Consider the following 24,581-nt stretch of genomic DNA (forward strand, 5'->3'; position numbering starts at 1 on the left):
CCGGAATCGTTTTCACCATTCCGGATTTATAATTTTAGCATTCGCCAGGTTATTCTTCCAGCACTAATTTCCTGATAAACGTTTGATCATTCACTACTATGTGCAACAGGAAGACGCCTTTCTGATAAGCAGCTAATTCAATTTCCATGTGAAGTTTGCCATCTGTTACCATTGATTTTTTTTCATAAACAACTTGTCCGACCATATTGGTGATCTGTAGGGTAGCATTTTCATTGATCCAGGATGCAAGCGTGAGATCTGCAACGAAATGTCCATTGTTAGGATTCGGATATACCTGAAAGAGATTTCCGTCATCCAAAGTATTTAATGGAACAGATTCTTTTAACGGAAGCGTTGTGAACTTATCTGTAAGTGTATAAACTGTCTTCGTGTTTCCGCAAATGCTACGCACTTTCCATTTGTATTTAGTGGAAGCACTGAGGCCTTTGATGACAATAGAGGTTCCGGGAGCATTTACACTCATTGGAAACCATGTTGCAGTTGGATTCGCTAAACCATACTGAATACTGTATTTGGTAGCTCCGGGTACGGCTGTCCAGCTAACCAATTCATTGGAAGAAGTTAAAGCAGTATGCACCAGTCCTGTTGGGGGTACACAATTAACCTCATCAATTTGCCCGTTACAATTGTCATCAATACCATTTGCAATTTCTATGGCTCCCGGATTTACGCTTGCATTGTCATCGTTACAATCTGTGCTGTCTGTCACATAGCCTGCAACAGGAATGCAGGATTGAACAATCACTGCAGCATTTCCATACAGATCTGCGTCAGCATCCTGGTAATAGGCGACAATGGGCAACACTTCAACCGACAGTATTTCTGTTGAAGCGATGGTATCACAATAAGTGATTTCACTTACAGAATAATCTCCGGAGACATTCACCGAGATTGAATTTCCCGTGCTGCCATTGCTCCATACATATTCACTTCCCACTTTCGGATTCGTTACTGTCAGCGTCACGCTATCTCCTTCACAAACGGTATCTGCTGAAGCTGTAAAGTCAGGAGGAAGGGCGTCAAAGTTCACAGGGAATGTATATACCCTGCCACTTCTTCCGGTGATATAAGCAAGACATCCGTTAGCCGTAATGTGCAGCAGGTCATCGGTATTACCAATGCTCCAGTGCACCCACGTCATGCCACAATCAGAAGTGGTGAGAATGATGCCATGATGCCCCACACAAATCATGTGTAATGAATCAATCACAATCACACCGGTGAGATCATACGTTGTTCCGGAGTTGCACGGATGCCAGGAACCACCGGCATTGTTGCTGATAGAGATACTGCCATAAGCGCCAACACTGCAACCAACACCGCCATAACCACCGCCGCTGAATCCTCCACCAGGACAAGTGCAGCCAAAAGCAATTGCATACAGATTATAAAGTACACCGGAGTTAACTGCAATCCATCCAAAGCCGGGTTGATAGCGGCAGATGATACCGTTATAACCGACTGTCCACAGATAACCATTCCAAAAATTAACACCATAGAAAGTATTGGTCACTCCGGGAGAAATATTGCTCCACAAAATTCCATTCCAATACCACACTTGTCCATTGGTGCCAACAGCGTATCCACTATTAGGATTGCTGAAATAAATATTCTGAATATCGCAACCACATGGAATGATGTAAGTGATCCATCCTCCTATTGTTCCTGTATAATTTACTGCCGTGAAGCCGCCTTCGCCTGCAATCCAGATCGCACTGTTTCCCTGAGTGCCTGTATAGCTCACACCATTCAGATGACAGGTACAAGGCAAGCCAAGTGATAACCAGGTGGTGCCGCCATCGCTTGTCTGATAGACTTGTCCGTTTGGTTGAACAATACAACCATGAAGCGGAGAGATGAAAGAAGCACGCACTACATCAATGTTGGAATAGGAAGCGAATGTGGTGGAAGTATGATTGAAAATATTCCACACCCTGATCATGTTGGTGGTGGATACTGAATCTGTGCATCCATCTTCACTTGTAACTTTTAATTTCACCGTATAATAGTTCGGTGCATTAGCCAGCGAATACGTATGCGACGGATTGGGCAGATCGGAAGTAGTGCCATCACCAAAATCCCACAGGTAAGTAGCGATTGTTCCGTTGGTGCTGCTGTTGAATTGAACGGTGCCGCTTCCCGGTAGGAAACGTTCAAGACTATCAGCAGTAAATCCATTCAGCGGATCAATACTGGTTACCACCACAACATTAGAAACTGCACTGCATCCGGAACCATCAGAAGCGATTACACTATAGTTGTCTGCGGTGCTGACAATAATTGATTGCGTTGATTCTCCGTTGCTCCACAGATATCCTGCTGCTTCGCTTGATGTAAGTGTAACTGTTCCGTTGCCGCAAAGATTGGTTGAACCACTTGCAGTAATGATAGGCGTTGCAACTCCACCTACAATGGTGTGAATTGCAGAAACAATCGTATCGCAGAAAGTTGTTTCTGTAACTGAGTAGTCACCACTTGCAGTTACGATGATTGAATTACCTGTACTGCCATTGCTCCAGGAATATTCGCTGCCCACTTTCGGATTGACTACGCTGAGTGTTGACGGACTTGTTAAACAAACGGTATCTGTTGAAGCAGTAAAGGTGGGCGGAAGCGGATCAAAGTTTACAGGGAAAGTATAGACACGGCCACTTCTTCCGGTGATGTAAGCAAGACAACCATTTGCTGTAATGCTTAAAAGATCATCGGTGTTACCTACACTCCAATGCACCCACGTCATGCCGCAATCGGAAGTGGTAAGAATGATACCATGATGACCCACACAAATCATGTGGAGCGAGTCCACTACAATCACGCCTTTCAGATCATAAATGGTTCCTGAGTTACAAGGATGCCAGGAGCTGCCGGCATTGTTGCTGATGGAAATACTTCCATTGGCACCAACTGAACATCCAACACCACCATAACCGCCGCCACTAAATCCTCCTCCAGGACAAGTGCAGCCAAATGCAATTGCATAAAGATTGTAGAGTACACCGGAATTCACAGCTATCCAACCTGAACCGACCTGATAATAACAGATGATGCCATTGTATCCAACCACCCATAAATATCCGTTCCAATAATTTACACCATAAAAAGTATTGGTAACTCCGGGCGAGATATTACTCCATAAAACTCCATTCCAATACCACACCTGACCATTGGTGCCGACAGCGTATCCACTGTTCGGATTGCTGAAATAAATATTCTGAATATCGCAACCGCATGGAATGATGTAAGTCGTCCAGCCGCCCGGTAAGCCGGTATAATTCACTGCCGTGAATCCGCCAGCACCGGCAATCCAGATCGCTGAATTGCCTTGTGTGCCGATATAACAAACTCCATTCAATTGACACGTACATGGCAGACCCAATGACAACCAGGTTACACCACCGTCTATTGTTTGATAGACCTGACCGTTGGGTTGCACCACACAGCCATACAGCGCTGAAATGAAGGAAGCGCTATGAACGTCAACAGAAGAGTAAGTCGTAAATGTTGTAGCTGTACAAGCGAACTTGTTCCAGACCCTGATCATGTTTATGATAGAAATGGAATCTGTACAGCCATCATCGCTTGTTACTTTTAAAGTGACGGTGTAAAAATTCGGTGCATTGGCCAAAGTATAAGTGTGGTCAGGATTTGGAAGATCGGAAGTAGTTCCATCGCCAAAATCCCACAGGTAAGTAACGATGGTTCCATTAGTGCTGCTGGTGAAATGAACAGTGCCATTTCCCGGTAGGAAACGTTCGAGACTATCGGCTGCAAATCCGTTCAATGGAGAACCTGCTGTAACAGTTGTTATTGCAGAAGTCGCGCTGCATCCGGAAACATCCGTTACCGTGACACTGTAATCTCCGGCCGTATTCACCACAATGAAATTTGTAGTAGCGCCATTGCTCCATAGATAATTCGCAGCGTTGCTGGAAGTGAGCGTTACTGTTCCGTTGCCACAAAGATTGGTGGAACCACTTGCCTGAATGGTGGGTGTAACCACTCCGCCAACAAGCGTATGTGCTGCTGAAACAAGTGTATCACAGAAAGAATGTTCCGTAACGAAATAATCTCCACCAATAGCTATAACAATTGAATTTCCTGTTGCTCCATTACTCCATACATAATCACTGCCGACTCTCGGATTGATAACGCTAAGTGTTGCAGGACTTGTTGAACAAACAGTATCGCTTGAAACGCTGAATGTTGGAAGTACAGGATCAAAGTTTACAGGGAAGGTGTACACCTTGCCGCTCTTTCCGGTGATATAAGCAAGGCATCCGTTTGCAGTTATGCCTGTGAGGTCATCGGTATTGCCGACACTCCACTGTATCCATGTCATGCCGCAATCGGAAGTGGTGAGAATGATACCATGCTGTCCGACACAAATCATGTGCAGTGAATCAACTACGATTACGCCAGAGAGATCGTATGTGGTTCCTGAATTACATGGATGCCACGAAGCGCCTGCATTATTGCTGATGGAAATACTTCCATTTGCACCAACTGAACATCCAACACCACCATAACCGCCGCCGCTGAATCCTCCACCGGGACAAGTGCAGCCAAATGCAATTGCGTAAAGATTGTAGAGCACGCCGGAATTCACAGCTATCCAGCCTGAACCAACCTGATAATAACAGATGATGCCATTGTATCCAACCACCCATAAATATCCGTTCCAATAATTTACACCATAAAAAGTATTGGTTACTCCGGGAGAAATATTACTCCATAAAATTCCATTCCAGTACCACACCTGACCATTGGTGCCGACAGCGTATCCACTGTTAGGATTGCTGAAATAAATATTCTGAATATCGCAACCGCATGGAATGATGTAAGTCGTCCAGCCACCCGGCAAACCGGAGTAATTTACTGCCGTGAAGCCACTTGCGCCGGCAATCCAGATGGCACTGTTGCCTTGTGAGCCAACATAACTTACCCCGTTTAGCTGGCAGGTACAAGGTAATCCAAGTGAAGACCATGTAGTTCCGCCATCAATTGTTTGATAGACCTGGCCGTTGGGTTGCACCACGCAACCATAAAGTGCTGATATGAAAGATGCGTTGTAAACATCCACTGAAGAGTAAGAAGCGAACGAAGTTCCCGTACAGGCAAATTTGTTCCATACTCTTATCATGTTAACTGTAGTGATCACATCACTGCAACCTTCGTCATTCGTAACAGTGAGACTTACGGTATAGAAATTCGGAGCGTTGGCCAATGCATAAGTATGTGATGGATTTGCCTGATCAGAAGTTGATCCGTCGCCAAAATCCCAGAGGTAAGAAACAATGGTTCCGTTAGTGCTGCTGGTGAAATGAACAGTGCCATTTCCCGGTAGGAAACGCTCAAGACTATCAGCAGCAATACTGTTCAACGGACTCACACTTGTGATAATGACAGGATCAGCAACTGCCGCGCATCCTGATACATCTGTTACTGTCACGCTGTAACTTCCGGCATCATTCACTACAATGAAACTGGCAATGGATCCGTTACTCCATAAATAATTAACACCACTACTGGCGGTGAGTGTTACGGTTTCATTTCCACAAAGATTGGTTGAACCGCTTACATCAATGGAAGCAGTTGCGATGCCCTGATAAATTGTTTGAACCGCAGAAGTAATCGTATCGCAGAGAGAATATTCAGTTACGGAATAGTTTCCGGGCACATTCGTGATTATGGAATTGCCAATGTTTCCATTGCTCCACACATACAAACTTCCGATTTTCGGATTCACTACGTTTAATGTTGCAAAGCTTCCCGCGCAAATGGTATCATTTGAAAGCGTAAATTCAGGAGGTGCAGCATTGAAGTTGATCGGGAAAGTATAAACGCCACCATTGTTTCCGGAGATATAAGCAACACATCCGCTTGCTGTAACACTGGTGAGATCTTCTGTATTGCCGATACTCCACGGAACCCATGTAAGTCCGCAATCTGCTGTGGTAAGTACGATACCATGCTGACCCACACAAATCATGTGAAGTGAATCAATCACATAAGCGCCTGTTAAATCGTACGTGGTTCCCGAATTGGAATTGTGCCAGGTAGTACCTCCATCATTGCTGATAATAATCGTTCCGCCGGCACCTACACCAAGTCCGACACCACCATATCCTCCACCACCGCCGTTATAACCTCCGCCTGCACAAGTGCAGCCGAAGCTGATGCTATAGAGATTATAGACGGTTCCTGAAACAATATTCACCCAACCAAATCCGGGCTGATACTGCCAGATGATGCCACCATAACCAACAGCCCACAGATAACCGCCCCAATAATTTACTGCATAGAAATTATTGGAAATGCCGGGAGAAATATTTCCCCAATACGTTCCATTCCAGAACCACACTTGTCCGTTGGTGCCAACTGCGTAGCCATTGTTCGGACTGCTGAAATAGATGTTGGAGATGTCACATCCGCAGGGAATAACATACGTAATCCATCCTCCCGCTGTGCCTGTATAATTCACAGCGGTAAACCCATTTTCTCCTGCCACCCAAATGGCGCTGTTGCCTTGTGAACCAACATAACTTACACCGCTTAGATGACAAGTGCAAGGCAATCCGATGTATTCCCATGTATCACCACCGTTACTTGTGATGTACACTTGACCGTTGGGTTGAACGGTGCAACCATAAAGCGATGATATGAAAGAAACATTGGTAACATCCTCAGTGGAATAAGAATAAAAAGTGGTGCCTGCATGGGGAAACTCATCCCACACACGGATCATATTATTTGCCGTGATAGAATCAGTACAACCTGCATCGTTCGTAACAGCAAGTTTTACAGTATAAAATCCCGGAGCACTTGAAGTTGTATAAGTGTGTGACGGATTCGCAAGTATTGATGTTCCGCCATCACCGAATTTCCAGTTGTAAGCTGTTATGGTTCCATTGGTACTTGAAGTGAATTGAACTGTTCCATTGCCTGGTAAGAAACGTTCAATGCTGTCTGCGACAAAACCATTTAATGGAGAAGAAACAGTAACTGAAACAGGAGTTCCTGAAGCAAAACAACCATTAGCATCTGTAACATTTACATTGTACGATCCTTGTAAAGTGGCGGTAATAGTTTGCGAGGTAGCTCCATTCGACCAATAGTAATTAAGTCCGGAAGGTGACGCAGTTAAATCAACACTTCCTGTACTGCAGATAGATGTAGAACCTGAAGGAGTGATCGTAACTACAGGTGGCGCAACAAAAGTAACTGCAACCACATTTGAAGTTGCTGTACAACCCAATCCATCTGTTACACGACAGGAATAATTTCCCGCTATGGAAGTATTGAAGGAAGCATTCGTTGCTCCATTGATATCGTTTCCGCTTTCCATCCATTGAAAACTCAGATTCGTTCCGGTTGCATAAACAGCAAGCGATGCCTGGTTGTAATTGCAAACTGTTAATGGTCCTGCCGGATAAACGCTGATGGTTGGATTGTGCACATCCACAATTACAGGCGTTGTATTCGTTGCCTGACATCCGTAAATATTGGAGACGGTAACGAAGTATGCGCCGGTTGAAGTTGCATTAATAGATTGTGTGGTGCTTCCTCCATCATTCCATAAATAACTATTTGCAGCAGATGAAGTAAGTAACACACTTCCCCCCATACAAAACGCAGTTGAACCGGTTATGTTAATAGTAGGTATTGCAGGATTTGGATTTACGGTTACTGTTAAAGGTTGTGAAGTGGCAGAACAACCTGCACCTGATGTTCCTGAAACGGTGAAGGTTCCGGTTGCAGTTACGTTGATGGATTGTGAAGTAGCGCCATTACTCCATACATATTGTGAGAAACCACCTGATCCAACCAATGTTACATTACCACCTGCACAAAATGTTGTGACACTCAAAGGCGTAATCGTAACACTATTTGCAGAAGTAGTATCCACCTGCACATAAGCAGATTGACCGGGGCAGCCATTTGCATCGTAGCCGATTACTTTATAGAAGCCGGGTTCTGATGTGGAATAAGTTGGACCGCTGCCAACAGTTACGGCACCACGAATCCATGTATAACTTACCAGGTTGTTGGGTACAGCACTTAATAAAATGCTGCTGCCTGTACAGATTTGTTGTGGTGTAGATGGAGTGACTGAAACAGTGGGAGAGGAGATACAAGGATCAACAAACACCATGGACTTCATTGTATTGCTCCAATTGTTGTCGAAACTTTTAGCACGCACATTGAGCAAATGAAATCCGGAACCGGTTAATCCGGAGTTGGCTGATGCTGTGATTTGTTCGAATGCACTATTGAAACTTCCATCGAATGCAAACATGATTTGTGCATTCGTGCTGTCAGCATCCCACCAATATTGTGCACTGATGATTTTTACATCACGTACTGTGATCGGTTGTTCTACACTGATAATGGTGCTGAAGGTATTGCTGAAACTTCCGTCAAAGCCTTTTGCATGAATATTTAGTTTGTGAAATCCTGCTGAAGGCGGGTTGATGCTTCCGTTGGTGATCAGTGTTTCAAATGCATCATTGAATGTTCCGTCAAATGAAATGAGTTGGATAGTGTTGTTGGTATCATTGTCCCACCACAATTCACCCATGGTAATTTTAAATGTGGTGGCAGTAATAGGTTGTTCTACACTGATGATGGAGCTGAAAGTGTTGCTATAATTTCCGTCAAATCCTTTTACCCGGATGTTCAGTTTGTGAAATCCACCGGAAGGAGGATTCACTGTTCCGTTATTCACGATAGTTTCAAAAGCATCATTGAAAGTTCCGTCAAATGAAATCAGTTGCGTGGTGTTGTTGGTATCATTGTCCCACCAGAATTCGCCCATCGTAATATAAAAGCTACCGGCAACGATGGCTTGTTCAACGCTCAATATTGTGCTGAATGTATTGCTCCAGTTTCCATCCAATCCTTGTACATGAATATTCATTTTATGAAAACCTGAAGAAGGTGGAATGAGCGCGGCATTGTTAATTACTATTTCAAATGCATCATTGAATGAACCATCAAATGAAATCAATGGAATTGCACCGGCTATGTTTTCATCCCACCAGAATTCACCGGCTGTAATGTGAAGGTTGGGGATTGCTAAAGCTGTGTCCACGGAAATCACTGTTGTAAATAGCGGACTCCATGAACCATCATTTCCTTTTACGCGGATGTTCAGTGTATGTGCTCCATTAGTGAGCGTTGAACCTGAATTATTGGTGGTAATAACTTCCAAAGCACTGTTGAAGTTACCATCAAAGGCAATCAACGGTGTTGCCAAACCTGGTCCGGGATCTGTGTCGAAAAAAATTTCGCCGGCTGTAATTTTTATTATGCGTGAAGTTTGTGCAGGATCAACCCGTGTAACGGTGGTGAATACCGGACTCCATGTTCCGTCAGGACCATGAACGCGGATGTTGAGTGTATGAAGTCCTGCCACGGTGGGTGGTAAAAATGTTCCTGACTTTACTGTTTCCAATGCATCATTGAAGTTGCCATCAAAAGAAATCAATACTGTACCTGCACCTTGTCCCGGATCGGTATCAAAGAATACTTCACCTGCTGTAATCCTTATATCACGTGCGACTAACGCAGGATCAACTCTAACTACGGTAGTAAAAACAGGGCTCCATGCAGCGTCATGACCTTTCACACGAACATTCAGCGTATGCATGCCGTTGCTGAGTGGTGGCAGGAATGAATTGCTCATCACTTTCTCCAGTGCATCGTTGAAGTTACCATCGAAGGCAATCATCGCAGAGCCATTGCCTTGTCCGGGATCAGTGTCCCAGAATACTTCGCCTTGTGTGATGTTCATCGCACGGGCAGTAACGGCCGGATCCACTTTCATCACGGTAGTAAATACTGGTCCCCAATGATTGGTGTTATCACGAACACGCACATTAAGTGTATGAAAACCGGTGGTGAGTCCGCTTATGTTTTTGGTAAGCTGTTCAGTAATATTATTAAACGTGCCATCTGCGGCATTCACCGGCGTAGCTAAACCAACACCAGGGTCGGTGTCAATATAGTATTCACCGCCAGCCACGTAATGGTATTGTGCCTGCGTAAAATTTACCATCAGTAAACCGATGGCGAGCAGGTAACATTTTATGAGTAGATAAGGCTTCACGAAATTCTTTTTAGTGTGATGGTTGACTGCAAACTACTTGTCGAATGAATCAGCTTTCAGATTCACATTGTTTCCCATCAGCACTCTTCGCGGGGAATTTACAAAGGTGACACGCGCTCCGTTCGTAAGATTGTTCATCGGGTGGAAGTTGGTGATGCGCAAGGAACCGCCACCACAGCCGGCATCATTCCTGGTAAGATCGTGATCTGCATACCCATCGTTAGGATATCCGCCGTCGATGGCCGTTCCCGTTAGTGCAATGCCTGTATTGATATCGAAAGTGGTGTTGGAACCGATTACGTTGGTTCCGTCATTTACAATTCCGTACATCGCATTTGAATTTCCGAGTTGAAAGTGATTATAACTCATCACATAGTTGTTTTGAGAACCGGCCATGTAAAATCCATAGGCACCACTGCCACCATTCATCACCAGATTATTATATACGAATGTGAAAGAACTTACACTGTAAAATGTGATGGTCTGATATCCTGAACTGTTGTTGTAAAATGTATTGTTGATAAGCGTATTGCCGCCTGTTAAATTGGAATTGCTGGCATTGACATACATGGGATATTGTGCATACGCATTGTTCCTGACGTAATTATTTGCGATGTAAAAGAAATTGGTACTGTTTGCCCAGTAAAGACCAACCTGGCCTGCACCGGTGGAAGACATTTCAAGCTTGTTGCCCACTACATAAACTGTGTCTGCAGCTACAGCAGCTTCACTAATTATGTAAATGCTGTATGCACTACCTGTTCCTCCATTAATGTAATTGCCAATTATTTTACCAAAGCGCAGACTGATTGACGGATTCGTTCCTATTAAAGAATCCTGCATCATATTCAATTCCCAGTAAGCATTGGTATAAAAGTCAACATTACCGTTTCTGATCTTGCTTCCCACCATGGTGAACTTAGATCTTACACCTCCGGGAACTGCAGCGCCAATAATATTACCAATGATCAGGTCCATTCCCTGAATGATGATATTCGAACCTGCAACCGGAGGAGTAACCGTAATATTTGCACTCACCTGGAACTGCTGTCCTTCTGTATTGCTGAGTATTTGTACATTCTTGTTGATGTTGATGGACGCTTCATTATATTCCAACCCGGGAGTAACCAGTATTCTGTCACCGTTGGAAGCCGCAGCAATGGCCGCATTAATAGTGGAATATTGTGGGAGCACACCACCGCTTACTACAACGAGGTCGGCAGCGTTTGAAAAATTGGTTGCGACGATAATGCAGGTTACAATCGCGGAAAGTTTATGTAAGAATTTCATGATGTAAAAGTTTAAGATTTGTTAAGGTTGGTTTTCAGTTTCTAACGGTCGAAGGCATTGGCTTTGATATTCACAGACTGCCCGATGGTGACCCTTCGTGGTGCCAGCATGTAAGTGATGCGTGATGCACCGAGATTCATCGGATGAAACTGAGCGAGACTAAAAGAGCCGCCATAACAACCGACATCATTGCGTGTTATGTCCAGATCATAGAAAGCTGAATCTCCATAACCTGCATTAAGCGCATCAGCACCCGCGAGTAGTGAGCCGTCATTTATATTGAAGAATCCCGCAGAATTTGTATTGAGATTATTCGTGCCATCGTTAGCCAAACCAGTCAATCCGCCGGTGCTGCTTTTGATAAAGTTGTAGCTCATTGCGTTAAAAGAAGCGGTAGTTCCCCAGTAAATACCTCCGTATCCGCTGCTGAGCGTTGAAAGAATCAGGTTGTTGAATACATCGTTATAACTATTGCTATAAAGACTATATTCATAAATGGCCATCCACATATAGCCGGCAGAATAAATTGTATTGTTTACCAGTGTGTTTCTTCCTGCCAGCGAACTTTTATTGGTATAAATGTAGATGCCGCCGCTGTATCCATTTGTACTGCCACACAGGATGTAGTTATTGGCAATGTATTGGAATTGCGTGGTTGATTCCCAATAGATACCCGCACAATATCCGTTTGTGGGGCAGGTGATGATGTGATTGCCTATGATTAAAACGGAATCATTTGTATTAATAGCGTCGCTCGTAACGTAGATATTATGCGTGCTGCTTAACGTTTGATTTTGAATATAGCAACCAATTACTTTCCCGAACCTCAGTTGAATGACACCATTCTTTAAAGAATCACTGGAGGCATTGAGGTCGTAATAATACTGTCCGTAGAAATTAATACTCCCGTTATCAAGACGGCAACCGAGGATATTAACTTTTGTCTTTCCGCCTGAATTTGCCTGCGAGGAAGCACTGATGTTTCCGTTTTGCAGATTCATACCAATGATGGTTACCACGCCATTTACAGGCAAGGAAGCGCCATCAATATTTACCGCGCCGTTTACGCCGTAGTATTTACCCTCGAGCGCGCAGAGCAACTGTATGTTTTTGCTGATCACAATATTTTCTGTGTAAGGTGAGCCGCCGCTTTTTGGATAAATGAGAATACGGTCACCTGCTGAAGCTTCGGTGAGCGCAGCGTTAATAGTGGGAAAAGCGCCACCTTGCCCGCCGTCAGCTACAATACGATCGGTAGCTTGTGCAAATGAAGCCAGTGCGATTATTGCAAACAGCGCAATCAGAGTCTTAAAGTTTTTCATGTTGTTTTATTTGTATTAGGAGGAAAAATCAAATGTAACAAGTTTGGATTCACATAAACAATGACGGTAAGAAATTTCCTGATAATTGCATGAACCCGGCAACACCTTTTGTTATGATGTATATGCTGCTGGTAAATTGATGATTCATCAAACCAATATTCCCGGACTTCCCGGCAATGACGGATTCAAAACAAAGGAAGGTGCTGTGAAAGTGGTGTAGCTGAAGAAGAAGCAATCAATCGAAAGCTGATCATTCAATGAATTGTTGATGTGCCAATGGTCTGATGTGAAGATATACCAATGAATCAATGACCTGTTGATGTGCCAATGATTTGATGTGCAGATGTGCCAATGACACAATGACCAATGACTAAATGATAAACGATGATAGATTCTTCCTTCGTCAGCATGACAAAGACAGAAGCAATGACTCAATGACCAATGACTAATGACGAATTCCCAACGCTTGTTCCAAATCACTAATCAAATCTCCAGCATCTTCAATACCAACAGAAAGCCGCACGAGCCCATCCGTAATACCATATTGTTCACGCACTGATTTTGCAACACCAACATGACTCATAGAAGCCGGATGCTGAATAATGGTATCAACTGTTCCGAGTGAAACAGCTAATTGACAAAGGCGGATATTTTTCATCAGATCTTTTCCTGCGTCCAGCCCATCTTTCAATTCAAAGCTCAGCATGCCGCTGAAATCGCGCATCTGTTTTTTTGCAACAGCATGATCACGGTGAGAAGGAAGTCCCGCATAATTAACTTTAGAAACTTTTTGATGTGTGATTAAAAATTGAGCCACCTGTATTGCGTTCAAACAATGTCGTTGCATACGGATTTCAAGTGTTTTTACACCTTGTAATAATAGCCACGCATCAAAAGCATTGCTATTGGAGCCCAACAATTTCCTGTGATCGAAAATAGCTTTGTTCATAGGTGAATCTTCGCGACTGATCAACATGCCGCCAATGGAATTTCCATGCCCGTTCATATATTTTGTGGTGGAATGCACCACAAAGTCAACACCGAAACGAAAAGGTTGTTGCAGATAAGGTGAAGCGAAAGTATTGTCCACTGCAACAAGCAGATTTTTGCTTTTTGCAATATTCGTCAGCGCTTCAATATCATAACAATCAATCGTAGGATTGGAAGGCGTTTCGATGTACAGCATTTTTATTTTTCCATCCTGCTTCACCATTTCTTCCACACGCTGAAGGTTTTTTAAATCCATCAGCACTGGTTCCACATCATGTTGTGAAAGAAATTTATTCAGAAATTCTGAAGTGCCGCCATACAGATTTTCCTGCGCCAGCACTTTGTCGCCGGTTTTTAAGTTCGCCAGAAATAACGTGCTGATGGCGCCCATGCCGGAGCTGAACATTTTAGCAGTCAGCTTTAGTGGTAAACCATCGCTATCATTGAGGCCGCAAGCTTCCAACGCGGCAACTTTATTTTCTGCCAGTTCAATCGTAGGATTGCTCCAGCGGGAATAGATAAACCCCTTTTGCTCCCCTAAAAAAACTTCCATCAATGCTTCAGGATCATCGTAGGAAAAAGTAGTGCTGGCAACGATGGATTCCATATGCGGTTGCGCATTTTGGAATTTTGTTTGAGGATTGCGAACGCAAACGGATCCGAAGTGGAGGTTCATGGATTTTTTTTGCTAAGGTATTCAAATGAGTAGTGAGTAGGGAGTAGTAAGTAGTGAGTCGGGAGAGTCGTTGGTCTTGTAGTCTTATAGCTTTTCGTCATTGGTCAATTGCCACTAGTCATTGTTTGAGCAATTATTCACCCAATGAAACCAACAGGTACAAGTGTGTCATTCAGGAAAAGCCTCCTTACAAGTGAATGCATAATTTGTGTAAAGACTGAACATTATTCTTCATTAATGCTAAAGTTGACACGTTCAATCCAAGTCGTGTCATTCAGGAGGAACCTCCTTAAAAGTGAACACACAGTTGATGCGATAGTCAAAAATTTCTGAATTGAAAGTTATCAGCATCCATGTTTAATGTAAGGAGGTTCTTCCTGAATGACTACAAATTTTAAAGGCGTTGAAAATTGGAGAATGATAGTTTAAAGCTTTTATGGAGAGAATTATTTCTACTCCATTTGCACCTGCGCATTTCTGATTCAGCACTTTCAATTGTTTATTTGCAGTGGCATTCCAATTCAAAATTTTCAAACATGAAAAAAATAGTTCGTGATTATGTCGCCTTTAACCTGTGGGCGAACGATAGAATTTGCAGTGAGATTATTTTGTTGTCGGATGAACAACTGCTGCAGGAAATGAAAAGCAGTTTCAAAAATATCCGTGAAACATTGCTGCACATCTGGTTTGCGCAGGATATCTGGCAGGCAAGACTGGAAGGAATTTCACCTTCCACATGGCCAAAAGTTCCTTTTGCGGGAACCAAGGAAGAATTGACAGCGGGCCTGATGGCTTCATCAAAAGCACTGGAAGCAAAAGCAATTTCATATGATAAAAAGCAATTGAATCAGGAAGTGAGTTATAAAACTTTGAAAGGCATTACCGGCATTTCACCCGTGTACCAGATTTTGATGCATGTATCAAATCATGGCACCTATCATCGCGGGCAACTTGTAACTATGTTGCGTGAAGCAGGTAAAACAGAAATTCCCGCCACTGATCTCATCGCCTTCTACCGCGAAAAGCGAAAATGAAGAATCAATAAAAAATTACAGCCATAAATCCTCTCAGAAGATTTATGGCTGTAATGGAACTTTTAGCTCAATTCCTATTCTCAATTCTTAATTGATTCTTATTTAAGCGGTGTAAACTTCATATAGTTCACCGAATCCAACTGCAACACCATCGTGTCTTTATTGAATTTTACTTTCACAGAAGAAGTCTGGTTTTCAATTACGGTAAACAGCATGCCGAGTTTATCATCATACGACCATAGGCCTTTTCTCGGACCGTCATTTTCGGTAGCAATAAAATTGCCACCTTCCTGAAATTCCCACGTATTCTTTTTAAGTGCGGAATCGCGGCTTGCCTGAAATGCCTGCAATTGATTTTTAATCTGATCGATCTGCGAGTTGAAGGTTTTGATTTTGGCAGTATCCGTTGATTTTGCTGCACTGTCCATCAGTGATTGCATTTGCTTTTCGCCATATTCCTGCTGCTGCATGTAGTATTGAATGTGCATTTCATCAATCTTCCATTTGCCAAGCATCTGGCTGGATAATCCTGCCTGATTGCAGGCTGTAAAAACAATAGCAATACTCATGATCATAAAGAGAAGTGCACCGGGAAATTTTTTCATGATTTGGGTGATTTTTATTTTGAAGTCGGCAAAGGTAGGTGAAAAAGTGGCTTTTGCAAAAGAGGAGTGCGTAGTGAGTAAGTCAATAGTCGGGAGTCGTTAATCCTTAGTAGGTCGGCTTTCTTGTCGAACTTAGAACTAAACTATTTCCCAAGGCACAGTAACAAGGGAGAATACATCGGAATGGTTGTGTGGTTTTTGCGTGGAGCCCTTTTCGATGGATTTACAGTATTTACTTTTTTGCATTAGGTAAGCCTTAGCAATTCGTATGATAAATATTGTTATTAAGATGATAAAAGTCACCTGTAAAAATGTCAAAAATCATTTTTTTCAGGTGTTTGAGCGCCTTGTTTTGCAGGCTGGATTTATTCTTCAACCAAAAAAAAGCGCTATGAAAAATACACTTATCAGCATCTTGCTTGTTGCAATTATTGTATTGCCCTTTAATAGCTCCGAGGGTTCTTCCTTGCAGGGCCCGGAGAATCTGCTTACCTATTGCTCAGCGCATGGGGCCAATACTTACTATGAATATATTGATTATGTTTCCATTGGCACCATCGCAAGAGCTTCCGGTGCTGAAACAGGGGGCTATTTTGATGGTACGGCACTGAGTACCGATGTTTTAGCTGGCAGCAGTTATACGCTTACCTATAGTCATGCGAACCCGTGGGGCGGATATGTGGAAAATTGGAAAGTGTACATCGATTGGAACGCTGACGGAGATTTTGTGGATGCTGGCGAGTTAGTGGTTACTTCTATTGCATATACCGCAATCAACTATACTGCTCCGGTTAATGTTCCGCTTTCAGCCGTAGCGGGATCCACTCGCATGCGCGTGATTATGGGATTTTATCCTATTACCGGTCCTTGTGGAACATTGGTGGAAGGTGAAGTGGAAGATTACACACTCAATATTGTTGGTGGAAGTAGCTGCAGTGAATCGTATGAACCAAATAATACCAAGGCAAAAGCTAAATCCATTGCGTTGGATGTTGACATGCTATCTCAAATCAGCACAGCTACCGATATTGATTGGTTTTCATTCTCTAACAGCCTTGCAGCGCCGAATATTAACGTGACGCTTACAACACTTCCTGCTAATTACAATATGAAATTATTCAGTCCTTCAGGAGTGAACATTGCAACTTCGGCTAAGAAAGGAACCAATAATGAAAGTATCATTTACAATACAGCAGTAAGCGGTACCTACACCATAAAAATTTATCCTGTTGCCAGTGCCAGCAGTGCTACTGAATGCTACACGTTGCATGCAGCCATCAGCAGTTTGCCATATAAAATGGAAACAGAAGTTGGCAAAGCAATAATGAGTGATTTGATTTTGTATCCTGTTCCCGCTTCAGGCAGCGTAACTATTTCGATCAGTAGTAATAGCGAAGGTAACTGTCAGGTAAATATCTTCAACCTGCAGGGAGAAAAAGTGTACCTCGGTTTTCAGCAGATCAATGAAGGAACAAATCAGTTCAGTCTTGATATAAGTAAATTGAACAATGGTATGTATTTTATTCAACTCATCAATGGTGATGTTGTGTTGAGAAAAGGATTTGAAGTAGTGAAGTAGTGAGTAAGTCCTTAGTCGGGAGTCGTTAGTCGTTAGTAGGTCGAGCTTGTTGAATGACCAATGACCATCAATGACCAAAGTCAAATTCTTAATTCTTAATTATTCCTTCCACCATTTCAAATATCTCTTTTTCCCTGATCACTGCTTTCTCCTTCAGCTCTTCCGCCCGTTGAATAAAAGCTTCTTTCAATATTTCATCTTTTAAATCTTTTGCATTTACTTTCACATTTAAGTAAGCACCTAAAACTGCACTGCGAACAGCCAGTGCACCAACACCTGCATCAGTAACAGAATTCGGATTGCCTGTTTTAACCATCGCTTCAATAATTTCAAATGCATCAAATGAACATTGCATCACGCGCAACGGAACTTCAATGGCATTTTTTGTAGCGTCCTGAATGGCCTGGCTACGAATCTTTTTTTCTTCGTCACTGCTTTTTGCAAGTCCAAAACTTTCCATGATACGGTTGAAAGCAAAAGTGTCTTCATCCACCAATCTTAATAATTCATCTTTAAGCAACTGACCTTTCTCTGCGTAGCCTGAAAATGTTTCCCACTTATCATCAAAGCCTTTTTTATGCGAAGAAAGATTAGCAACCATCGTTGCAAGAGAAATTCCCAACGATCCCATATAGGCAGATACAGAACCACCACCCGGCGCGATTGACTCACTCGCAGTTTCATTTACAAATTCGCGGAGATTCATGCGAACGAGCTTGCTTTGTTTTTCCTCGCGGAGCAGGTACTCAATAATTTTCTTATTAGGATCGAAAGGAGTCAGCTCATCCAGTCCCAAAGACTTCACTGCTATACGTATCAATTCTTCCTCTGATACGCCAGCGCTGCGTTGTTGTTTTTTCAGAAAATATTTTCCAGCATCCAGCATTGCTTTTAGAGGAATCAATCCAACCAATTCTGAACCTGTTACGCGCATGCCTCTGGAAGCGGCACTCTTCACACATTCATCAAAAGCAATGTGAAGCGGCGTGATGTTGATGTTGGTGAGATTGATGCTGACTTGTGCAATACCATATTCTTCGATAAACCAACCGATTGCTTTCACTGCCTTCAATGTTCCGGGTTGAACAACCTCTTCACCTTTATCATTTTTTATTTTTCTGCCTGCTTCGCGAATATCAAACGCTATTGCATTCGCCCGTCGGACAGAAGTGGTGTTCAGATTTACATTATACGCCACTAAGAAATCACGGGCCCCAATTACCGTTGCACCTGACTTCGCAGGAAATTCATCGGGACCAAAATCAGGTTTCCAGTCTGCCATTTTAATTTTTTTGAAGAAGCCTTCGTATTCACCGGCACGAATGACGGAAAGATTTTTTCGTGCAGGATTACTTTGCGCCGCTTCATATAAATAAACAGGAATACCAATTTCATTTCCAACACGCGCTCCTAATTTTTTAGCATACGCTGCTGTCTCTTCCATCGTGATATTAGCAATAGGAATCAACGGACAAACATCGGTGGCGCCCATTCTCGGATGCGCTCCGGAATGCTTGCTCATGTCAATTAATTCGCCGGCTTTTTTTATGGCAAGAAAAGCGGCTTCAATCACAGCACCAGGTGTTCCCACAAAAGTTACTACTGTTCTGTTAGTTGCTTTTCCCGGATCAACATCCAGCAGGCGAACACCTTCTACACTTTCGATCTCGTCAGTAATCAGTTTAATGATTGATAAGTCTTGTCCTTCGCTGAAGTTGGGTACACATTCGATGAGCGGTTGATTCATGTTTCAGGGATATTTTACGCAAAAGTACTCCGTGATTCTGATGATTTTAAAAATTGTGAATTTGTAACCTGATGCTGCAAGAACAGATTTATATTTTTACTGAAAATAAAAAATCAATGCCGGGCTTATTTATTTCTCATTCATCAGTTGACAAGCCTTTCGTAATGCGGCTGGCAGTAGATCTTTTGAATCAGAATTTTCCTGTCTGGTTAGATACATTGGAAATTGAAGCAGGTGATTCGCTGATGGACAAGATTAATAAGGGAATTGATGATAGCTTTTTTCAACTGGTGATACTTTCAGGAAATTCAATGAAGTCGCCATGGGTAAAAAGAGAACTGGAGCTTGCGATGGAGAAACAGAAGGCATTGGGGCGGAAATTTATTTTACCTGTTTTGTACACTGACAGTGAAATACCTGATGTATTGAAACACGTGCTGTACATTGATTTCAGGAATGATTATTTACAAAGCCTTGAAAAACTAACCGGTGTGCTGATGAACTGGGGTGTAGATAAGCTGGACATTCCGCCTGAAAGAAAACTGATTCCATTGAAGTTCTACAACCAGCTTGATCTTGATCGCTGGACTTTCACCAACAGGGTACAGACTATTCTTAACCATCATCCCAAACATCAGTTCGTGACGGATCAGTTGCTGATCGTTGACGACAATAAGTATACAGTGGCCAGAAATAAATTATTACACCGGCTGGAAAATGTAGAACGGGATAAATATTACAGCGCAGATCTTGTAGAGAGTTTGCGGGAAGGATATGCGAACGTGAAGCAGATGGAGAATAAATTAAAAGTACTGACAGTGGAATTAGTCAATCACTGGACGGAAGGATTATTTGATTATGGTGAAGCCGCTTACTGGTCCTGTAAAAAGCTGCGTGGAAAATGCCTGGAAGTTTTCTGGTACTATCAAAATCCAAATGATCCTTTGTTAGATTTTACAAAAGAAGAGCGCCTGGCCTGGGATGCCTGCTCCTGGATTTCACCCGATAAAATTGAAAGCTTTTACAACGCCGGAAAACTTCGGCAGATAGGAGTACGATGGAGGGTTGCACCATACAGCAGCTTCACGATTTACATTCCGGATCATCACCCTGTTTTTGCTTTTTGGGAAGGCGGATATTTTACAGAAGAACCACTTAACGCCTGGCTTGGATTCGATGATCTTTCACGATTTTTAATTCCGCAAATGCAAGCCTTGGAAGAATCGAGATGGACGTGGGACTTTGACAACTGTGTAATCGGACCTGCATGAGCCAACTTGGTTTCATCCAAATTTCAAAACATATTTTCCTGCACCTGTAAATAATAATCCCAGAAAAACGATTCCCAGTTCTGCAGCGTGTGCCCAATTGTTGAACGATGTGCTTTCCTGCATGTTTACTAAAACGGCAATCAGCATGGTGAACCACAATAGTAAAATAACAGGGCGAAAAAATATTCCGGCTGCCATCAGCAAACCACCAACAGCTTCTGCAATTGCCGCGCACAGTCCCCAAAAGACGGGAAAGAAAGTAATACCAATCACCGACATACTGCTACCGATATCTTTCCATATATCTGTGCCTCCTGTAATCTTGGGCCAGCCATATTGAAACATCGTCGCTCCAATCCCAACGCGTATGATCAGTAAACCAAGATCAGGATAGGTTTTTGATAAAATATTTTTAGGCATTTGCGATTTGATTTTTCAATCTGCTTAATAATTTTCAAGAAATAATGACCCGATCAATCACATCACTTCCAAAACTGTAAGGAATATTTGCGATGGAGTTGATTGGTTTCGTTATAATCAGATTTGCTTTTTTACCAATGGTTATCGAACCGAGTATTTCACTCAACTCCATCGCAGCGGCACCATTTATTGTTGACGCATTGATCGCTTCTTCCGGTGTCATCTTCATTTGAATGCACGCTAATGAAATCACAAAACTCATACGACCGGAAGGAGAGGAGCCGGGATTAAAATCTGTGGCCAGAGTAACCGGAAGTCCGGCTTCGATCATTTGTCTTGCCGGCGGATAAGGCATGCGCAGAAAAAATGCTGCGGAAGGAAGCATCGTAGGAATAGTGTCCGAATGTATGAGGCATTCTATTTCTTCATCGCCCATACTTTCCAAATGATCAACAGAAATTGCATTATTCCTTACGCCTGCCTGTACCCCACCGGAAATCGCTAACTGATTCGCATGAATTTTTGGTTTCAATCCATATTTCCATCCGGCCTGTAAAACGCGATCCGTTTCTTCAGGTGTAAAAAACCCTTTGTCGCAAAACACATCGCAATAATCAGCAAGTCCTTCTCCCGCAATTTTTGGAAGCAGTTGTTCAATCAATAACTGAAGGTACCCTTCACGATTGTTTTTGAATTCAATAGGAATAGCATGGGCGCCTAAAAATGTGGCCTTAACAGGAATCGGTGAAAGTGATTTTAATTGCTTAATCACACGCAGCATTTTCAATTCACCATCATAACTTAATCCGTAGCCACTTTTAATTTCAACAGCACCTGTTCCTGAATTTTTAATTTCTTCAATCCGTTGCAACGCTTTCTCCAGTAATATTTCTTCCGGAGTATCGCGTAATTTAAAAGCAGAATTCAGAATGCCGCCGCCCTTTGCAGCAATTGCTTCATAAGAGAGTCCCTGTATTTTATAAATGAATTCGTTCTCTCTTGTATCAGCAAAAACGAGGTGCGTATGTGAATCACAAAAACAAGGCAACACCAATCGTCCGCTTGCATCAATTTCTTCTGTACGTGAAGAATCATAACCGTTAGGTTGCTGCGTTAAATGCTCCATCAAACCAAACGCAGCGATCTTACCTTCTTCAATAAAGAGAAATGCATTATCAAGTGATGGAAGGGTTTTTAATTCATTTCCACGCAACTGCTTAACGGTCACATCCCTGATTCCTGCAAGCGACTTAATATTTTTTATGAGTACATTCATCACCTGAATTTACGGTCGCGAAGATACTTTTTTCCTTTATTAGCACGGAGCAGCCTTAGGATTGGAGTATATCAAAATTTTACGTAATGCAGATTACTGTGGAAGCAAAGATTCCCGAAGTGCAATTAGCCGCTCGTTCTTTTAGCCAGGCACATTTAAAGAAATAAATATCAAAAAGCTGATCATCTCATGGCTGGAAATACAATAGGATCATTTTTTCGCGTCACTACTTTTGGCGAATCTCATGGAACAGGCATTGGAGCTGTTATAGATGGCTGTCCTGCCGGTCTTGAAATTTCATTGGAAAAGATACAGCACGATCTTGATCGGCGCAGGCCCGGACAATCACACATCACCACACAAAGAAAGGAAAGTGATACGGTGCAGATTCTTTCCGGAATTTTTGAAGGAGGATCTACCGGAACGCCGATCGCGATGTTTATTCCCAATGAAGATCAACGTTCAAAAGATTACGATCACATTGAAACTGCTTACCGCCCTTCGCATGCAGATTATACGTACCAGGTAAAATATGGATTGCGTGATCACCGTGGTGGCGGCAGATCATCTGCAAGAACTACTGCTTCAGTAGTCGCTGCAGGTTCTATTGCAAAACAGTTAGCTGCGCATGATAAGATTGAAATAGCTGCATTCGTGACCCAGGTGGGAGCGATAAAATTTTCGGGAATCAATTTTGGCGCGGTGGATGACATGGCATCTTTAGTTGCTATCGCGGAGAATAATATTGTCCGCTGTCCGCATCAGCCAACTGCTGATGTAATGATTGAATTAATTGACCAGGTAAGGAAAGAAGGTGATACGGTCGGTGGCGTAATTACGTGTGTCATTAAAAACTGTCCGGTTGGATTAGGTGAACCGCTCTTCGATAAATTACAGGCAGATCTTGCAAAGGCGATGTTTTCCATCAATGCGGTGCATGGTTTCGAATATGGAAGTGGATTTGAAGGATCATCGAAACTGGGTTCGGAAAATAATGATGCTTTTTATGCTGAGGGAGATGAAATCTTAACACGCACCAATTATTCAGGCGGCATACAAGGCGGGATTTCCAACGGCATGGATATATATTTCCGTGTAGCCTTTAAACCTGTTGCTACTATCGTGAAAGCCCAGGAATCAGTGAATGTGAAAGGTGAATCTGTTGAGGTTAAAGGTCGTGGCCGGCATGATCCATGTGTGCTTCCACGTGCAGTTCCTATCGTGGAAGCAATGGCAGCAATCATTATTGCGGATCATCTTTTAAGAAACCGCGCGGCGCAGGTTTGAAGAACTCGACTTACTGTGACATTGCTTTTGTTGAACATCTCCACTGTATTGAGCCCTTATATAAAGTGACGATCAATATTTTGCAGTGAGGGGAAAGAAAAAAATGTCATGCTGAGCGGAGTCGAAGCATGATATTTTTTTAGGAACCGGTGAACACAAAGCAATATCGCAGTTCGACTCCGCTCACTGTGACATTGCTTTTGCTTAACTGATCCACCTATTAAATTTTACAGTGACGATCAATATTCTACCGTGAGGGAAGAAGAAAAAAATGTCATGCTGAGCGGAGTCGAAGCATGATATTTTTTTAGGAACTGGTGAACACAAAGCAATATCGCAGTTCGACTCCGCTCACTGTGACATTGCTTTTGTCAGCACCTTGCCATAGTTTTTCCATTGATAAACATACTCAGTCTAAAAATTCAAAACTATCATCAACAATTATATTAACTTGTTTTTCAAATGTATTCAAGGCGTGGAAAAATATCTTTACGTATATATATTAAAATGCAGTGACGGCTCTTATTACACTGGTGTAACCAATAACTGCGAACGTCGCTTTGAAGAACACCAGCAAGGCGAGAATGCTAAATGCTACACCTTTAGCAGGAGACCTGTTGAATTAGCTTATATGGAGGCATTTCAAAACTATATCCAGGCTATCACCTGGGAAAAGCAAATCAAAGGTTGGACAAGAGCAAAGAAGGAAGCACTCATCCAAAATAATTGGAGAAAGTTAAAGGAACTGCCTCAATGCAAAAATGATTCGCATTCCAAAAAATATCTAAAGCAGGATGCTAGCATGGAGGATTTATAGCAAGCAATAATTGAGAATTGAATATTTATTAAACAAAACAATGTCACACTGAGCGTAGTCGAAGTGCGACATTGTTTTGTTGGCGACCTCCTCAAAAAAAATTGTCACCGTTCGACTCCGCTCACGATGACAATTTTT

14 protein-coding genes are annotated in these 24,581 nt (G+C 42.7%); 6 read left to right on the forward strand and 8 right to left on the reverse strand.

Annotated elements, in window-relative coordinates; genetic code table 11:
- Positions 1–49: 49 nt before the first annotated feature.
- From IPO83_01700 to IPO83_01710, 3 genes are read right to left on the reverse strand one after another with little or no spacing between them, the layout of a single operon-like run.
- A complete protein-coding gene (locus IPO83_01700) occupies positions 50–10,129 on the reverse strand; it encodes a PKD domain-containing protein (GenBank protein ID MBK9729996.1) in 10,080 nt (3,359 codons plus the stop codon).
- A 33-nt stretch (positions 10,130–10,162) separates the two neighbouring features.
- Complete coding sequence (locus IPO83_01705; GenBank protein MBK9729997.1) at positions 10,163–11,419, reverse strand: hypothetical protein; 1,257 nt, start codon at positions 11,417–11,419, stop codon at positions 10,163–10,165.
- Between the two features lie 41 nt (positions 11,420–11,460).
- Positions 11,461–12,741, reverse strand: coding sequence for a hypothetical protein (locus tag IPO83_01710; protein MBK9729998.1), 1,281 nt, complete (start codon positions 12,739–12,741; stop codon positions 11,461–11,463).
- Between the two features lie 85 nt (positions 12,742–12,826).
- Between IPO83_01710 and IPO83_01715 the strand changes: the two genes are divergently transcribed.
- Positions 12,827–12,961, forward strand: a complete 135-nt coding sequence (locus IPO83_01715; GenBank protein MBK9729999.1) for a DUF4907 domain-containing protein — start codon at positions 12,827–12,829, stop codon at positions 12,959–12,961.
- Between the two features lie 225 nt (positions 12,962–13,186).
- Here IPO83_01715 and IPO83_01720 read toward each other — a convergent pair whose 3' ends face one another.
- Complete coding sequence (locus IPO83_01720) at positions 13,187–14,407, reverse strand: aminotransferase class I/II-fold pyridoxal phosphate-dependent enzyme (protein ID MBK9730000.1); 1,221 nt, start codon at positions 14,405–14,407, stop codon at positions 13,187–13,189.
- Positions 14,408–14,943: 536 nt separating this feature from the next.
- Here IPO83_01720 and IPO83_01725 point away from each other — a divergent pair.
- A complete protein-coding gene (locus IPO83_01725; GenBank protein MBK9730001.1) occupies positions 14,944–15,441 on the forward strand; it encodes a DinB family protein in 498 nt (165 codons plus the stop codon).
- Between the two features lie 98 nt (positions 15,442–15,539).
- On the opposite strand, the gene IPO83_01730 is transcribed toward IPO83_01725, so the two are convergent.
- Entirely contained in the window at positions 15,540–16,046 is a 507-nt protein-coding gene (locus tag IPO83_01730) for a hypothetical protein (protein MBK9730002.1), read from the reverse strand.
- A gap of 391 nt (positions 16,047–16,437) precedes the next feature.
- Between IPO83_01730 and IPO83_01735 the strand changes: the two genes are divergently transcribed.
- Positions 16,438–17,625 carry a T9SS type A sorting domain-containing protein gene (locus IPO83_01735; protein ID MBK9730003.1) on the forward strand — a complete coding sequence of 396 codons (1,188 nt, stop codon included), beginning with the start codon at positions 16,438–16,440 and terminating at the stop codon, positions 17,623–17,625.
- Positions 17,626–17,713: 88 nt separating this feature from the next.
- On the opposite strand, the gene ftcD is transcribed toward IPO83_01735, so the two are convergent.
- A complete protein-coding gene (gene ftcD, locus IPO83_01740; protein MBK9730004.1) occupies positions 17,714–19,372 on the reverse strand; it encodes a glutamate formimidoyltransferase in 1,659 nt (552 codons plus the stop codon).
- A gap of 71 nt (positions 19,373–19,443) precedes the next feature.
- Between ftcD and IPO83_01745 the strand changes: the two genes are divergently transcribed.
- Positions 19,444–20,643, forward strand: a complete 1,200-nt coding sequence (locus IPO83_01745; protein MBK9730005.1) for a toll/interleukin-1 receptor domain-containing protein — start codon at positions 19,444–19,446, stop codon at positions 20,641–20,643.
- A gap of 12 nt (positions 20,644–20,655) precedes the next feature.
- Here IPO83_01745 and IPO83_01750 read toward each other — a convergent pair whose 3' ends face one another.
- On the reverse strand, positions 20,656–21,063 hold the full coding sequence (locus tag IPO83_01750) for a DoxX family protein (GenBank protein MBK9730006.1): 408 nt from the start codon (positions 21,061–21,063) through the stop codon (positions 20,656–20,658).
- A 34-nt stretch (positions 21,064–21,097) separates the two neighbouring features.
- Positions 21,098–22,339: an imidazolonepropionase gene (locus IPO83_01755; protein ID MBK9730007.1), complete on the reverse strand. Its 1,242-nt coding sequence runs from the start codon at positions 22,337–22,339 to the stop codon at positions 21,098–21,100.
- A 189-nt stretch (positions 22,340–22,528) separates the two neighbouring features.
- On the opposite strand from IPO83_01755, the gene aroC reads away from it, so the two are divergent.
- Entirely contained in the window at positions 22,529–23,626 is a 1,098-nt protein-coding gene (gene aroC, locus IPO83_01760; protein ID MBK9730008.1) for a chorismate synthase, read from the forward strand.
- Between the two features lie 475 nt (positions 23,627–24,101).
- Positions 24,102–24,443, forward strand: a complete 342-nt coding sequence (locus tag IPO83_01765; GenBank protein MBK9730009.1) for a GIY-YIG nuclease family protein — start codon at positions 24,102–24,104, stop codon at positions 24,441–24,443.
- Positions 24,444–24,581: the final 138 nt, after the last annotated feature.

It is taken from the genome of Chitinophagaceae bacterium (assembly GCA_016717285.1).
In the GTDB taxonomy this organism is placed as follows: domain Bacteria; phylum Bacteroidota; class Bacteroidia; order Chitinophagales; family UBA10324; genus JACCZZ01.